A 15,492-nucleotide genomic window follows, 5' to 3' on the forward strand; every position below is an offset into this window, starting at 1 on the left:
ATCACGTGAGGGTAAGAGCGTCGATCACTTCCGCAAACGTGGCAACACGGATCAAGTCCTTGGTGAGGCACTGCAGGAGAACCGCAGTCGATGCAGCGGTCGGCAAGCACAATTCCATGTTTTGAACACGTGCTTACTATGGCGAGGCGCCAATTTTTCCGGTAATACGCCTGTCTATCAGTGCTGAGGCAAATTGCGCACCATTGCTGACCTCCTCGGCGCCGAGTTCGGTGATAAATTCCGAGAGGCAAAATCCAACGAGAAGCATTAGTTATTCGAATGCGTTCATATAAGATGCCCTCTAGTGAATAGAGGGTCGTAGCCCAGGCTTCATTTTCGCCTGTTCCAGTTAGTCTGGCTAAGTCATTTACGACATCGCGCGGTGCCATTGCATCGAGATCTCGGTTCCAAAGCTGTCTTCCTGGCCAAATCAAGTGAGAAAAAGTCTGCAATTTTGGAGAGTTACCGTGGGCAACACGTAACAGCCATGACGATAATAATTCGTCGACTTGTGGTTTGGGCCGCCATGGCAAAAGCGGTTTCAATAGTTAATCTCGATACCCCAACGAAAGCTCGGCCGCCCGTCGGCGATCCCCTGGCGGAATCCAGCGCAATCCGTCGATAACGGAGGCATCGATCCGCTCGGCTCCGTTCTGTATCGCTTCTGCAGCCGCTGCATTAACCAGGCGGACAATCTCCCCTATCGTTCCTCCAGACAAGGCAAGCACCCGGCTCATAATATCGGGTTGTGACAGTTCAGACGCGTGTTGTAGCGGTAAAGTCGACTCTAAAGTGTTCAGCAGAGCTCGAGTTCCGTTCTCTGAGGTCCATTTAGGAAGCGGCCAATGCTCAAAACGGTTTGCAAGCTGCTCGTCTGATTGCAGTGCGCGAACCGCAGTTATGAGGCCGCAGCCAACGAGGTGTATTTGCTTTTCATTCGAGACGTAACGAAGTACATTTAAGAATGCGCGTTGCTGTTCAACTCGACCGGAATGGATATTATGTAATTCATCAATAACTAGGACCTTTAAACCTACCGATTCAACTAAACGTAGTGCTTGGCTCTGTAGTTGGCTCAAAATAGCCGTTCTACGGACTGGTGCGTTTAGACGATCTAGGATAGAGGTGTAGAACTGTCGAGGATCAGGTGTCGGCGGCATTTGAACATATAATACTTTTGCGGTGATGGCCTCGGCAGAGGGGTCGTCGTCGGGGGGATGTAGCCCGATAAAACGATTAACGAGCATTGTCTTGCCGTTGTTAGTGGGTCCCGAGATAAGAATACTCGCGGGACGGTGCGACCTTTTGCTTATTAATAATTCTTCTAACCGATCTGAAATGCGTTTGGCGGTGCCATAGGCGACGAAGGGTTGAGCCTTCAGCGCTTCCAGCCTGACCTCCGGAGATGCCCCAATTATAGCGTGAATTTTTGGTGTGAGGCGGCGCAGAGGAGCGTTCACTCGAGTATCTCGAAAACGTCATCTTCGTCTGGCGCTGCAGCTTCCGTATATCTCCAAGGAGCCTGTGGAAGAGGCGACTGGGGGAGCATCGTGTCACTGGGAGCGTTCGAGTTGCCCGCATCGTTCCGCGCTCTCCGTTCTACGGCAAGTCGAGAACGTCGCGCTTGTGATTTATTGCCTGCCGCTGTGTTCGCGATCTGGCGCTGGGCTTCTACTGCTGCGAACAATGCCGTTTCGTCATAGTCCGCTCGTCCCTCCGCCCGTATTGCTCTGCGGCCGGCCTCAAGTTCCCACAATGACAATGAAGGCCGCGAGATCTCTTTCGTTCCGATGCGGTAATAACGGTTCTCGTCTGGGGCTAACAACCAGATCGCTGAAACGTCGCGCGGGTCACGCCTGACCAAAAAATCCCGGTGTTTTCCATCCATTAGGTAGCGGCGCAAAATATCGTCCATATAATGGACGCCGCCCCACCGAATACCTCTTTGCGTAAGCCTTCGGCGTTCCATTGGCAAAAAATCGATGAGTAATCGTTGGGGGTCCTGAATTTCTGTCGGGACACCCCGTCCGCGCTCACTCTTGTCACCGAATATACCCTGCATCCACTTGGTATTCGGAGTCAGGCCATGGTGCTTGTGAGGCGTGCAATGATATTGGCCCGCAAAAAAGGTAGCGAACATTAACTCCAGCTCGGGGAGCGTCATCGCTGCATCTCGATCTGGATCCCTGTCTCCTCGCTCGATGATCGATGAACCGGTTGCCCCAGGCAATGTCTTAACTGACGACATCGCTGTCCTCATCATTCTCTCAATAATACCCCCAAAGTGTGGCATGCCTCCAGGCCTGAAATTGATTTGCATGCCCCAGGCGTCGCATCCGCGCTGAACAGCTTCTGAGTGAAAGTCGGAACCGTTATCGACATAAATTTCGTCTGGCCTACCGTACATTGGCCATGGAAACTGCAAACCAATCTTACCTGACCAATCGTCCTTGGGTAGGATGGAATGGACTAGACACAATCCGACGGACGTTGCCGAAGGGGCTTCAAGCGATAGGTGGAATCCTAGGACGGATCTAGAAAACTCGTCGAGGGCGATCGTGATGAACGGTCTTTGAAGAGGGAGTCTGTTCTTTTCGTCGACGACAATGAGATCAACCTTCGTGTGATCAATTTGAACCCGTTGAAGCGGAGCGTTTGTGACAGGTGTTGCGCCCGACACCGGACGGAACCGCTCGCCAGCCTTCTTTCTGCCCTCTCGTGCTGCGACTATTTCAATTTCTGGAATGCGGGCAAGCCGTCGGCGAATTGAGTCGGTGCTTGGAAGCTTTAAACCTTCCAACGTACAAATACGTCGAATTTCGCGCACAGTTTGAACAATGGTCGGCCGCATACGGCTGAGATGATGTGTCTCAAACACCCGAACGATGATCGCTTCGACCTTCGGATCGAGAAAACTTCGTCCGCGGGTGCCTCGTCTCTTTGGAGGCAAAAGGTCGCGAAGCCGTCGGGTGCTGCGATACCGCTTTATGATGGTCCAGACAGTCCTTGTAGAGCAACCGATCTGCTTAGCCGCGTCGCTGACGTCCGCGACCGAGCATCGGTCACGTGCTACAAGCGGCTCGATGATGCCCCTGCGAATCACCGCAGTTGCGATCTCGGTATCGGTTAACTCTGCGCCGTCCACCCCAGAGTTTGAGGCTAAGATAGCACCTAGATCTTCGGAATCGGCGGCATGGATTGGCATGTTGCGGAACATCTAACGTAAGCCGCCGGAGCGCAAGGCTGACGCAGTGCAACGAAACGTGCGGTATAGTGCAGCGGAATGTGCGTCATTGATCAGCCGTGACTGTCGCTTGGTGCAACGAAAGGGAAGCTTTCCACAGGCGGGTTAAAGGTAAAGCCGGGGGAGGTAAGCCTCGCGCATCTCGGCGTGCTCTTTCTCGACGAACTCCCGGAGTTCCAGCGCGCCGTTCTCGATTCGCTGCGCCAACCGCTTGAGACGGGCACGGTCAGCGTCGCCCGTGCCAACGCGCACGTCACCTTTCCTGCGCGCGTACAGTTGATCGCCGCGATGAACCCGTGTCGGTGCGGCCACCTCGGCGATGCGAGTCTGGCCTGCGCGAGAGCCCCGAAATGCGCCGCAGATTATCAGGCGAAGGTTTCCGGTCCGCTACTCGACCGAATCGACCTTCACATCGACGTACAGGCTGTCAGCGCCGCCGACCTGATTCTCCCGCCGCCGACCGAAGGCTCGGCTGAGGTTTCCGCTCGCGTTTCCGCCGCCCGGGCGATCCAGACCGAGCGATACCGCGACCACCCGGTACGCACGAACGCAGAGGCGGATGGCGCGCTGCTCGACTGCGTTGCCACGCCAGACGAAGCCGGTCGCAAACTTCTCGCTCAGGCCGCCGAAGCGATGCGTTTGACCGCGCGCGGCTACACCCGCATCCTCCGGGTGGCCCGCACCATCGCCGATCTCGCGGGCAGCGAGACGGTCGGCCGTATTCATGTCGCCGAAGCGCTAAGTTACCGCCGCCAACCGCCCCGCAACTAAAGGCGCAACTAAACCCGCTTGCGGCGGACGAAAGCTTCGTCTAGCCAACCCGCCGCTGCCCCTGTGGCGAAATTGGTAGACGCGACCGACTCAAAATCGGTTGCCGCAAGGCATGCTGGTTCGATTCCGGCCAGGGGCACCAACCACTAATTCCAACGCATCCCGACCCGTCCCAAAAGGGGCGGGTTTCGTTGGTTTTGCGGGGTTGTGCGCGGTCCCGTCGCGTCCCATTGTTACCCAATGCAGCGACGATTGTTTGGGGGCACTTCGGGGGCACTGGTTTCCGTGCTTGGGGGCACCGGATGCTGACGGATACGGCTATCAAGAAGGCGAAGCCGAAGGAGAAGGCTTACAAGCTGGGCGACTCCGGCGGGCTATATTTATTTATTATGCCGAGCGGCTACCGCAGCTGGCGCATGAAATTCCGTTTTGGCGGCAAGGAGAAGCGTCTGGTGTTCGGTTCGTATCCGGACACGACGTTGATCCAGGCGCGCGCCATGCGGGAGAACGCGGCGAAGCTATTGCGCGAGGGCATCGACCCTTCCGTCCACAAGGTGCAGCAGGCTGCGGCGCAGGTTGCGCGCGTCGGTGCCACGTTCAAGACGATCGCCGAGGATTGGTTAGCCAGCCAGGACGCGACCTGGTCGAAGCGATATGCGCAGAACGTGAAGAACAGCTTCGTGCAGGACGTCTACCCGAAGCTCGGGCATCTGCCGATCGACGCGATCACTACGCCGCTGGTGCTGAAGGTTCTCCGTCCGGTCGAGGAACGCGGGGCGGTCGAGACGGCACATCGTATCCGACAGCGGATCTCGGAGGTGTTTGCCCGCGCGATCGGGAGCGGCATCGTCGCGGCGGATCCCGCTGCGGTCGCGCAACGCGCGTTGTCACCGATCAAGCGTGGCAAGCAGCCAGCCGTACGGACCGTCGAAGCCGCGCGTATCGTGCTGCGCAAGGTCGAGCAGCAGCCAGCCCATCCGCTAACCAAGCTCGCGTCGCGTTTCCTGTCGCTTACAGCGGTACGGTCGGGCGTGCTGCGGATGGCCGAGCCGAAGGAATTCGAGGGCTTGGACGGGCCGGAGCCGCAGTGGCGTATTCCTGCCGCCAAGATGAAACTGGTGGTGGATCAGAAGGAGGATGCAGCCTTCGAGTTCATCGTTCCTCTGTCGCGCCAGGCGGTCGAGACGATAAAGGTCGCGATGGAATTTGCGGGGAAGGGGCCGCTGATCTTTCGCAGCGTGCGCCATCCCAGAAGGCCGCTCAGCGACAGCACGCTGAGCAAGGCGTATCGCGAGGCTGGATTTACGGGGATCCACGTTCCGCACGGCTGGCGGTCGACGTTCTCCACGGTGATGAACGAGCTGGCGGGCGTGGAGAGCAGAGTCGGGGATCGCGCGATCATCGATCTGATGCTGGCACATGTGCCGGGCAACACCGTCGAGGCCGCGTACAATCGTGCGGCATACATGCCGCGCAGGCGCGAGCTGGCGCAGGAATGGGCGGATATGCTGGTCCAGGACCTCGCGCCGCTGGAATCGTTGCTTGCGGGGCTCAGGCAACACGCCTGATCCTGGAGGGGGCAGTGGCATGACCGCGCGCTCCCTTTTCAAGATCGTCGGCGGTAAAGCCGCGAAGGGGCATCGCACAGGGCAACCCGTACGCCGCAGCAGCTATCGCGCCGGCGAGCGCGAGCAGCGGTACTGGAGGCCATTCAACAAGGCAGAACGCAACGCGCGCATGCGCGCTGCCGAAACCTACGACCGAAAGCACAAGATCGCGGGCAAGCGTAACGGTCCGCTGGGCGCGATCGGCGTCGACGTGCTGCGCGAGCTGATGCGAATGATCGACTTCAAGACGGGTAGGCTCGAACCCGCCATCGCAACGCTGGCCGATCGGTTGCGCCGTTCGCGCGGCGCGATCGTCAGCGCGCTCGCGCGTCTCAAGGATCACGGTTTCATCAACTGGATCCGGCGGTTCGAACCGATCGAAGACCCCGACGCCTTCGGTCCCCAGGTGAAGCAGGTGACCAACGCGTATTGGTTTGGCCTACCGAAGGAAGCGGCCGACATGGTCCGCCGGATGATGGGCAAGGGGCCGATGCCGGACGACGAGGTAACCCGTAGGAAGGCCAACGAGGAGGAAACCGCGGCGATGCTGGCGACGATCTCGGCCGAGGACCTGGCGGCATTCCGTGCCGGCAACGAGTCCCCTCTCGCGAAAGCTCTCGCTTCGCTAGGCCGTCGCGTCGACCTCTGTAACGCGAATTCACTGGGTGGTCAGAACCCGACCCTACAAGGTTAAATATAATAGGAACGCCGTTGGCGTGCGCAGATTTCCTGCTCCACCAAGCCCCGAGGCCCCGAACCCAACAGGTTCAACATCCAGCGACCGCGGGTGAGCGTGCCGGCTTGCGCCGTCCCGTGCATCCTGGGGAGGATGCGCAAAATCGGTGCCAGATCGGCAACGCACGTCGGGCTTGCTGAAACGCTCGAGGTGCATCAAAACGCAACAGGCCGGACGACCCAGACCAGCCGTGGAAGCCACGGTTTCACGCCGTGCTGCATCAATCCCGCCGACTGCATCGAAAGCCACACAAAAAGCTCGCGGGCGAGGCGGGGGTTCTTGCGCGGTATTTGGGGTAATGAGACGAGAGAGCCACGAGGCGGCCTAGGAGGGGGGGGCGAGGTGAGGGGATTGATTCGACACGCGGGGCCGGGGTGCCAGTGTCGCTGGGGTGCCGGGGCCTTGCCCAAACGCCTCGCGACTCCCACTCCCCACAAGCTGTACCCCGGCCACAACCAAAGTGCACCAAACTGCACCCACGCCGCGCCGGTTCTAAACGCCGCGCGCCCCAGGACCTGGGCCGGCTTCCGGCCGGTCTGGGATTGCACCTTTTGCGACACAGAAAGTACGCGGGCGAGGCGGGGGGATAAGCGTGTTAAATGGGGGTTGCGGGTGCATCGGTTCGCATCACCGCAGGATGAATCATGGCGCCGTGGGGGCCAAGTGTTTATTCCGCCGCGCATCAGATACCCCGACTGCATCAAAAGGCACATGGCAAGCTAACGGGCGAGGCGGGGGGCTTGCGCCGTATGAGGGTGTGCAACTTGGAACCGACGAAATTGTTGGAAAGCGGAAGGGCCGCTTTCGGCGCTGAGGTGGTGTAAGCGGTCGTTCGTTCACCCGCGGTGGTACAGCAGCTTGTCCTAGAAGTGGACGTTCGACGCGGGCTGCCTTGATGCTGAAAGCCGTCGTTAGCCTGCTCAGCTCACCGGCGTTCGCTGCTGGGTAGCCTGCCGGATCCTCGGGTCTATAGAGACGGAGAGCTCGACTATGCCGGTCTCGAAACGATTTGTTCGCAGAATGGCTGGATAGAGAGGGCGCGCCGACGCGGCTAAAAATTTCGCACGTCCCTAAAGATCTTGAAGATGCGTAAGATGCCATACATTATGTATGACATGATTGACGAAGCAAGCACCATTTCAGCGGCCCAATGTCGGGCGGCACGCGCACTTTTGGAATGGAGCCAAGAGCAATTGGCGGTCAATGCCCGCGTCGCACGGCCAACCATCGCCGACTTCGAGCGCAGCACGCGCTTTCCCATGCGCAACAATCTTCTTTCGATGATCAGCGCTTTCGAGGCAGCCGGCATCGGTTTCATCGCGGAGACGGACAGCGATGGGGCGGGAGTCCGGTTTCGTCACGTCGAACTCGAGTATAGCAAGTCGCTCAAGGTGCGGGGCGACGATTTGGTCGTCGCGGCCAAATATCGCGGCGTCCGGATCGATATTGTCGTACCCGCAGAACTGCTCGACGACATCGATCGCACGCCAGTCGGGACGATCGAAACCCGGCGCCATTCGGCACAGGAGCATCTGCATCAATTGCTCGTCGCAGCCGAACGTCACTTGCAGCGGACCGGGGCGGGGGGCGCAGAGATTGTTCTGACGGTCGGCGATTTTCCGGACGGTACATTCTGATGGCGAGCGTCGCGGGTACCCCGGTGGTCCGGGCTCCGATGCGCGCCGGCGGTCGGGCGACCGAGGCGGGCATGGCGTTCCAAGCCGAGGTCGCCACCTGGATAGCTGCACATATCCTTGCCCGATTGCCGATCGGTGGACGTTTCGGGATTAACAATGTTGCGCTCCCGACCGCGATCCGGCTCGAAACCGGCGAGGGCCTCGATGATATCGAAGTGACCCAGTCCGATGGAGGCGCCATCCAGCTTCAGTGCAAAACGACTGCGACGCTTGCGACCGGCGAGAAAGCGCCGCTGACAAAGACCGTAGGCCAACTTGCGCGGAGCGTCGCGGACGCCAAACAGGGCGCTGGGTTGCCCAACCTTACGAGCAATGTCGCGGTCCTCGCGGTCCATGCGCGGGCTGCTGCGACGCTCGACAAGCTTGAGAGCGGCCTGCGCGCCTTCGATCTCGGCGGCGCCTGGGACATTACGCTCGCCCAGCGTAATCTTGCGGAACTGACCGCTCTTGACGCATTCGCGACGATCGCTCGGCCGGCATGGCAGACGCACCGCGGTATTACGGCGTCCAGTGACGACCTTGTCGACATGGCACGCATCTTCGGCGTGCGTCGCTTCAACATGGACGAGGGCGAGGCCGACTGGCGCGAAGCGTCGCGCATTCTCGGGCGTAACGTGTTTGGCGACGAGGCCGCTGGCGACGCCCCGCTCCGCGACCTCAAGGGTATCGTCCGCGCGTTGATCGGAAATGGCGCCCCGGCCGATCGGTCCGGCTTGCTGCGCGCCTTGCGGACATTGGGATATGCCGACATCGCACCGGCGGATTTCGCAGCTGATATCGCGCGTCTTGGGGCGGCGACGGATCAGGAACTGGAACGTCTCGCACGCCATACGCGCCTGCCGATCGCAGGCGGTCTCGCGCTGGCACGCGGAAGCGACGGCCCTCTGGACGCGGCCATTCAGGCCGGGTCGATGCTAGTGATCGGTGAGCCCGGTGCCGGCAAGACCGGAGCGCTCGTCGGCAGCGCAAGACGCCAGCGTGATGCGGGCGACGCACTCGTTTTCCTGTCGGTTGATCGCTTTCCCGGCGTCGCCATTGCCGCGGACCTGCAATCCGAACTCGGTCTAGGGCACCCGCTTCTCGACATTCTCGCCGCCTTTCCGGGCGCGGGGCGCAAAATCCTGATGATCGATGCGCTCGACGCCGCGCGCGGCGGCCCGGCCGAAGCAGTGTTCGCGACCCTCATCGAAGCGGTGAGCAGCCGGCTCGACGATTGGATCGTCATCGCGTCGATCCGGACCTTCGACCTTCGCAACGGCCGCCGCTATCGGTCGGCGATGGCGGGCGCCCCGCCGGACCCTCATCATGCCGATCCGATGCTCGCGAGTGTTCGGCACTTTCTCGTGCCGCGCCTCGCGGAAACCGATCTGAGAAACCTTAGCGGCGCGTCGTCCACGCTCGCCGACCTGTTCGCGGCTGCCCCGCCTCCACTGCTGGTTTTGCTCCACAATATCTTCAACCTGTCGCTTGCCGCACAGTTGCTGTCCGATGGCGCGAGTCCGGCGAGCTTTGGGGCGATACGCAGTCAATCGGGGCTCATTGACGCTTATGAGGACGAGCGGCTCAGTTCGACACTGATGCAGCAAGCGGCGGCGAGAACTGTCGGGGAGATGGCAGCGCGAGGCGCGCTTGCGATCCGCAAAGTGCTCGTGGCACATGCATCGCTGGATGCCGTCATCCAGTCGGGCGTGCTGGCCGAGGCCGGCGACCTCGTCAGCTTTACGCACCATGTTCTCTTCGACCATGTCGCCGGCCGCTTCTTCCTCGAATGGGATATTCCCACCCGGCTGATCGTGCAGGTCAGCGGCGACAGTTCGCGCGCCCTGATGCTCGCGCCGGCACTACGCTTTTCGGTCGAGCGGCTGTGGCGCGGCGATGCGCCGGGCCGGCCCGCGAGCTGGGCTCTTATCTGTACCATCTTCGCTGCCCCGAACATCGATCCGGTCGTCGCCAATGTCGCGTTGCGGACCGCCGTCGAAAATGTCGAGACTTCGGCCGATATCGATGGCCTCGTCGCCCGCATCGCATCCGATCCCGCCGCCGCGGGGCTGGCGACCATGCTGGCGCGCCTCTCGCGCTTCGTCGGTATCGAGATCGATACGGCCGGGTCGGTAGGGCCGGATCATGCGCTCGCCTGGGCGACCTTGGCAGCGGCCTCCATAGCCCAAGCCGATAGGGCGCTGAGCGATCCAGCGCGTTTCCTACTCCATGCCCTGTTCGACAAGGCGGACTTCTCGGATCCTGCTTTGCTTGCGGTGTTCGGAACGGCGGCGCGCGCCTTGCTGACCTTCGCTTGGGCGAGCGATCCGCCAATGCCCTCGACGGTCACCAACGCGATCCGGTTTACCGGGCTTAGCTTCGCATCGGACCCTGCGGCGTCGCAAACCCTGCTTGACCGCATCCTGCGTGAGCCGCACTTTTCGGCGCATGCCGATCAGGAGGCGACTTGGCTCGCAGAGCAGATTTTGCCGATCGCGCGATCGAAGCCGGACTTTGCCGGCGAGATATACCGCACCTTGTTCACTCAGCAGATTACCGACGACGGCACATCCTGGCTTGGCGGCGCGCCGAGCCGGATCATGCCGCTTTCGTCGAACCGCCGACAGGATTACCAGCATTGCCGCTGGCATCTCGGCGGCGCGTTGCGCGACTTTCTATCGATCTCGGTCACACATGCCACCCGCGCACTAATTGACGCGACACTGGGAAAGAGGTTGAGCGATGGCTTCGCCGAGGGTGACAGTATCGTCGTGGCGTTCCCCAACGGGACGAGCTTCGCACTCGCCGACCGCGATTACGGGATGGAAGCTTGGGACGAGCCCGACGAGGATCGGCCGGTCCAGGACGACGATATGGTCGCGCATTTCGTGAGCTTTCTGCGCGCCGCAGATCTGGATGACTATCGCGCGGCTGTGCTCGCGGCAGCCTCGGAACGAAGTTCGGGGACCGTGTGGTCCCGCATCCTCGGGGTGGGTGCCGAGCGCGAGACCGATATCCGCGTCATGCTTTGGCCCTATGCGACCCACCCCGAGTTGCTGCGCCATTCCGACACGCTTCGCGATGCTGTCCGCCTGATCGCCGCCGCTTATCCCGATCGCGATCTGTCGTCGCGGCAGGCATTCGAAGAGCAGGCACTGGCGTTCGACACATTCGAAGACGAATATGAGCGCGCGCACTGGCGGCGGACACTCGGTCGTGTGCTCGGTCTCGTGCCCGACGTGCTGATCGCGACCGACGGAATGCGCAACCTGCGCACCGAGCTCGAGGCCGGCGAGGGGCTCGAGGACAATACGCCGCTTAGCAGCTTCAAAGTCAGTTGGGGCGAACATACGGGCTATTATCGCGAGATGCTGACGCGCGAGGGCGCTGATCTCGAGAACGGTCCCGAGGGCGCCGTCCTCGCTGCGTCGGACGCATTGCATGCGCTGGTCGGCGGCACCCCATCGGCGAGCGATGTGCCGGCGCTGGCCCAACTGTGGGCCGATACGATCGCGCTGGTCGGTCAGCTTGATACGCATGGCGATGACCTGCATGACCGCATCATTCGCTCTGCCTGGGGGCATGTCTCAAACGCGGTCGAGCGGCTTGCGGAGAGCCCGGCTTATCAGCCAGGCGATGACGGCCTGCCATCGCTCGACGTCCTGATGGCATTGCTCGACCGATTGTCGGCCAGCGTGTTTCCGGAAGTGAAGGAAACACAGGCGTGAATCTCAGCTGGGGGAATTGGGACGTGCGTGTCTATGCCGCCGAAGCCTGGTTATCGCTCGCACCACGCTTTGCCGCGGAACACCCGCATATCGTCGACATGCTTGAGTCGATGGTGGCCGACCCGGTGCCCCAGGTGCGGCTGCAGGTCGCCCGCAGTCTGCAGGTGATCAGCGATGCGGCTCCGGAGCGAATGTGGGCGATCGCCTACCGTGTCGCCGCCGAGGAGCAGCATGACGGCGTGCTCGCGTCGTTCCTCGTCAGCTTCCTGCGAAAATTTACTTGGCAGGATCCGGACCATTGCGAAGCGATCGTCGAGATCGTGCGCGCGCGGCTACCGATCGTGCCGGTCGATCCCTCCAGCAGCCGCGACGGCGTGCAAAGCGCCCTCGGCGGCTTCGTCGCGCAGCTCTGGGCCGGGCAGGGGCGTCCCGCCGCCCGCGTCTGGCTAGAGGCCTGGTCCGCCGATCCGATCACCTATGGCAATCTCCTCGACAGTTACTCCTCGCAGCTGCGCGGGGCCTTCTTCCACCGCTACGACGGATCGAAGGAGGATGACGCCAGTGCCATGACCGACCGGGCGCAGGAAGGGCTCGACATGATCCTGAGCGCCGCGACGCGCGTGTCTGCCGAGCATTATGCGATAGCGATGGACGAATCCGCCGGAGCGGACGACCGGAAGGCAGCCGGCCAGGCGTATCAGATGGCAGAACGGGTCACCCACCATGCGATGAACCAACTCTATTTCGGGTCCGGCGCGCATGCCAATGAGCAGAACCCCGCCCTAGGGTTGCCGACCCACGCAGCGATGGCGCGGTTCCTTACGGACTATGCCGCGATCCTCGAACTGCTCGCGGTGTCGGGCTATCCCGCCACGGTTCATCATCTGATCGAGCTTTACGAATATCTAATCCCGGGCGCCCCGTCCGCCGTGTTCGATGCGATCCACAGTGTGTTACTTGGCTCTGCTGCGCGAGAAGGCTATCATCATGAAAGCCTTGGCAATAGCGCGGTTGTCCGGCTGATCCGCCGCTACATCGCCGACTATCGTTCGATCTTCGAGGACCAGGCCCGCCGCACACATCTCGTCGAGATCCTTCAGCTCTTCTCCGATGTGGGTTGGGCAGAAGCACTCAAGCTCCTCTACGATCTGCCTGATCTGCTGCGTTAGTTTTGGCTCGCCGCCACTCTCCCATCTCAAGACAACCCTCGCGGGCCGCAAGTATTGATGACCGATCGATCTTCCAAGGAATACTAACGATGAGTCGCCGATATTGAGAGCGAATTAGCTAGGCAGATAATTCACATCTGGATTCTGTGGCGCCTCAATTGACGAACCATTGTCTGCTTTGCACATCAGCCGGCCAAACCCTGCCTGTCGATAGTCGACCAGTTTCGGCCGTCGAGTAGCCCCTGAACCAATGACCGGATTTGGAGAAGGCTTAAGCCGCCGTGAACGTCGGCTTCTGGGTCTCCGAAGCCGGATTGGCGGTAGGGCTGGCAGTTCGTAGATGCTGTTGACGAGATCAGGGCCGCATAAGAAGTTGAGCTTCTAACGCCTGCCAAGTGCGAATAACCCGTCGGTCAAACGTGGGGATCATCAGTCACTATCGTTGTCTTTGCGCAACGGTTCGTACGCCCCGATCGTCTGCTGAACGACGTCGACGTCCCGTCCTTTCGTTTCGCGACCCAGCCAAGCCACGAGCACGAAAGAGGCGGCCGTCGGTACCAGGATCAACCCCGCTACTGTCGCCAGCGGCGGGACCGCGCCCGCAATTGCCAACCCTTGCGCACCCAGGCCACCAGCTTTGGAACACGCCGCGACCCATCCCGTGGCGCGCCCCCGTATGCGCGCCGGGAAACTCTCGGCGACGTAGGGCAACAAGATGGCGATGATGGCGTTCACGCCGACGATCAGTGCGGCGACCGGCAGTACGGGGCTAACGATGCCGGACTGGCGCTCGACCCATAATACCCCGACGAGTCCCAAGACGAGCATCGAGAGGGCTGCGAGAAGCGCACCCTTGCTGCTCCAGCGGCTGTAGAGCAGCGCCGCGACAAAGATTGTGGGCACCGCGATCAGCGATGCCTTGGCGAGCAGGCCGCTGGCCACGCCGACGCTATACCCGCGAGCGACCAGGTCGGCGGGCAGCCAGAGCAATAGGCCGAAATTCGCGCAGCCCCAGGCTAGCGCGGCAATGCTGAACGCGACGAGGGCCCCGGCGTTGCGCAAGGTCGGCGGTGGCGCAATGCTAACAGCATCCTCGAAAACTGCGTCCTGCCTCGTCACCCGCCCACCACCAAAGCGCGCGAGTACCATCTCCGCCTCGTGCGTGCGTCCTTGGACGACCAAAAAACGTGGCGATTCCGGTATTAGCCGGCCGAGAAGGATCAGCAGCAGTCCGGTCGGCAGATTGGCCAGCCACAGGATCCTCCAGCCGAAGATCGGCTGGAGCAGCGCCGAAAGGCCGCTGGCCGCGAAATAGCCGCCCGCCGCGCCTAGGCCGCCGATGAGCACGAGGCTCCAGCCGCGGTGTCGGTTCGGCATCATCTCGGCGAGTAGCGCATAGGTGACCGGCAGCATTCCGCCCGCCGCCGCGCCCATCATGAAACACATTCCGATGTTCCAGGCGAGGCTCGGCATCGCGCCGCAGATCGACGTGCCAACGAACATCACCGCCGAGAGCAGGATGGATGCCTTGCGCCCGTATATGTCCGCGACGAAGCCCCACAATATCGATCCCGCGACGGTTCCCGACAGCGCTGCGAACGGCACCAGCGAGGCGGTCGCACGCGACACGCCGTATTCGCTGGTCATCCCCGAAAGAGTGAAGCCAAGCGCGGCGGGCTTCATGACATCGATCACCAGAGCGACGATCAAGGCGCCCATCATGACCCAGTGCGACGCGCGCAGTGGCGCATCCTGCAGCCCGGTGACCGTCATATGCGTCAGTCGTCGCCGCAATCGCATCGCATCGCCCGGCAGCAATCCGTAGGCGGCGAGCACGGTCCCACCGACGATCAGCGCCATGCCGGCCAGCATCCCGACGTCCATCGGCATCCCAGCCATTCGGTAGCCCATGCTTCGGGCCATCAGGAACATCGGCAGATGCAGGGCGACCCCGATCGTCACCGCGATACAGCCGAGCACGAAGGCCCACAGGCCCGGCCTACCGGTCGACATCGTTTGCATCCCCCTGATTTTCCCGCCGAGTTCATCGCTGCGGTCTTTGGCGCAACGACTACCGATACGCGTATGCATGCCTTGCCATTTTAGATCGTATCGCGACAGATGTTTCCAGTCTGGTCCGGACGCATGCCTTACCCGAACTGATCCAGCATCTCCGTGAGCATCGGCCGGAGACGGGCGATCTCGTCGCGATGGACCGACGACAGGCCCGCGAGCATCGTCTCGCCCTTGGGCGTCAACCGCAGCAGCGAGCGGCGCTTATCGCCGTCGGAATGATAGCGAACGACGAGATTCGACGCCTCCAGACGATCGATGAGCCCCGAGGCGCTGTGGGGCTTGAGGACGAGCCGCGTCGCGACATAGCCGATCGTGACGTCGTCGACCGGTGCCGCCCGGATCGCAAGCAGCGCCTGATGCTGTTGCGGCGCCAGCCCGGCCGCGGCCGCCGCGGTCTCGCTGAACGTCGTGAACAGCCGCAGCGCATGACGAAAATCCGCCAGCGCCAGATAATCGGAATCTTTCAGTGTGTCCGTATCGCTCAT

Annotated in this window: 9 protein-coding genes, 1 tRNA gene and 1 pseudogene; 7 read left to right on the top strand and 4 right to left on the bottom strand. The window is 61.5% G+C overall.

Going from position 1 to position 15,492, the window contains the following annotated elements; translation table 11 throughout:
- Positions 1-548 precede the first annotated feature (548 nt).
- The gene (locus C8J42_RS03080) at positions 549-1,460 is read right to left on the bottom strand and encodes a TniB family NTP-binding protein (protein ID WP_082463426.1); all 912 of its coding nucleotides are present in this window, start codon (positions 1,458-1,460) and stop codon (positions 549-551) included.
- Positions 1,457-3,217: a Mu transposase C-terminal domain-containing protein gene (locus tag C8J42_RS03085; RefSeq protein WP_082463427.1), complete on the bottom strand. Its 1,761-nt coding sequence runs from the start codon at positions 3,215-3,217 to the stop codon at positions 1,457-1,459. The genes C8J42_RS03080 and C8J42_RS03085 overlap by 4 nt, the downstream gene beginning before the upstream one ends.
- 126 nt (positions 3,218-3,343) lie before the next feature.
- Between C8J42_RS03085 and C8J42_RS03090 the strand changes: the two are divergent.
- The 7 genes and pseudogenes from C8J42_RS03090 to C8J42_RS20320 form a co-directional block, all read left to right on the top strand.
- A pseudogene (locus C8J42_RS03090) lies at positions 3,344-4,015 on the top strand (ATP-binding protein); the annotation flags it as partial.
- Positions 4,016-4,072: 57 nt separating this feature from the next.
- Positions 4,073-4,157 (top strand) — tRNA-Leu (locus C8J42_RS03095).
- A 160-nt stretch (positions 4,158-4,317) separates the two neighbouring features.
- Positions 4,318-5,583, top strand: coding sequence for an integrase arm-type DNA-binding domain-containing protein (locus C8J42_RS03100; protein ID WP_055879864.1), 1,266 nt, complete (start codon positions 4,318-4,320; stop codon positions 5,581-5,583).
- A 19-nt stretch (positions 5,584-5,602) separates the two neighbouring features.
- Entirely contained in the window at positions 5,603-6,316 is a 714-nt protein-coding gene (locus C8J42_RS03105; protein WP_055879866.1) for a hypothetical protein, read from the top strand.
- A 1,157-nt stretch (positions 6,317-7,473) separates the two neighbouring features.
- Positions 7,474-7,995 carry a helix-turn-helix transcriptional regulator gene (locus C8J42_RS20310; protein ID WP_207897051.1) on the top strand — a complete coding sequence of 174 codons (522 nt, stop codon included), beginning with the start codon at positions 7,474-7,476 and terminating at the stop codon, positions 7,993-7,995.
- Entirely contained in the window at positions 7,995-11,762 is a 3,768-nt protein-coding gene (locus C8J42_RS20315) for a hypothetical protein (protein ID WP_207897052.1), read from the top strand. The genes C8J42_RS20310 and C8J42_RS20315 overlap by 1 nt, the downstream gene beginning before the upstream one ends.
- Complete coding sequence (locus C8J42_RS20320) at positions 11,759-12,931, top strand: hypothetical protein (protein WP_207897053.1); 1,173 nt, start codon at positions 11,759-11,761, stop codon at positions 12,929-12,931. The genes C8J42_RS20315 and C8J42_RS20320 overlap by 4 nt, the downstream gene beginning before the upstream one ends.
- A 429-nt stretch (positions 12,932-13,360) precedes the next feature.
- Here the strand turns inward: C8J42_RS20320 and C8J42_RS03120 are convergent, their stop codons facing one another.
- Together C8J42_RS03120 and C8J42_RS03125 are read right to left on the bottom strand one after the other, a co-directional pair.
- Positions 13,361-14,944, bottom strand: coding sequence for an MFS transporter (locus tag C8J42_RS03120; RefSeq protein WP_207897054.1), 1,584 nt, complete (start codon positions 14,942-14,944; stop codon positions 13,361-13,363).
- A 137-nt stretch (positions 14,945-15,081) separates the two neighbouring features.
- Positions 15,082-15,492: a MarR family winged helix-turn-helix transcriptional regulator gene (locus tag C8J42_RS03125; RefSeq protein WP_133018843.1), complete on the bottom strand. Its 411-nt coding sequence runs from the start codon at positions 15,490-15,492 to the stop codon at positions 15,082-15,084.

It is taken from the genome of Sphingomonas sp. PP-CE-1A-559 (assembly GCF_004340965.1).
In the GTDB taxonomy this organism is placed as follows: Bacteria; Pseudomonadota; Alphaproteobacteria; order Sphingomonadales; family Sphingomonadaceae; genus Sphingomonas.

Bases quoted from the DNA above. Each gene is read 5' to 3' on its own strand.
- C8J42_RS03085 (WP_082463427.1), bottom strand. From the start codon at position 3,217: ATGTTCCGCAACATGCCAATCCATGCCGCCGATTCCGAAGATCTAGGT.
- C8J42_RS03100 (WP_055879864.1), top strand. From the start codon at position 4,318: ATGCTGACGGATACGGCTATCAAGAAGGCGAAGCCGAAGGAGAAGGCT.
- C8J42_RS03105 (WP_055879866.1), top strand. From the start codon at position 5,603: ATGACCGCGCGCTCCCTTTTCAAGATCGTCGGCGGTAAAGCCGCGAAG.
- C8J42_RS20310 (WP_207897051.1), top strand. From the start codon at position 7,474: ATGATTGACGAAGCAAGCACCATTTCAGCGGCCCAATGTCGGGCGGCA.
- C8J42_RS20315 (WP_207897052.1), top strand. From the start codon at position 7,995: ATGGCGAGCGTCGCGGGTACCCCGGTGGTCCGGGCTCCGATGCGCGCC.
- C8J42_RS03120 (WP_207897054.1), bottom strand. From the start codon at position 14,944: ATGTCGACCGGTAGGCCGGGCCTGTGGGCCTTCGTGCTCGGCTGTATC.
- C8J42_RS03125 (WP_133018843.1), bottom strand. From the start codon at position 15,492: ATGAGCGATACGGACACACTGAAAGATTCCGATTATCTGGCGCTGGCG.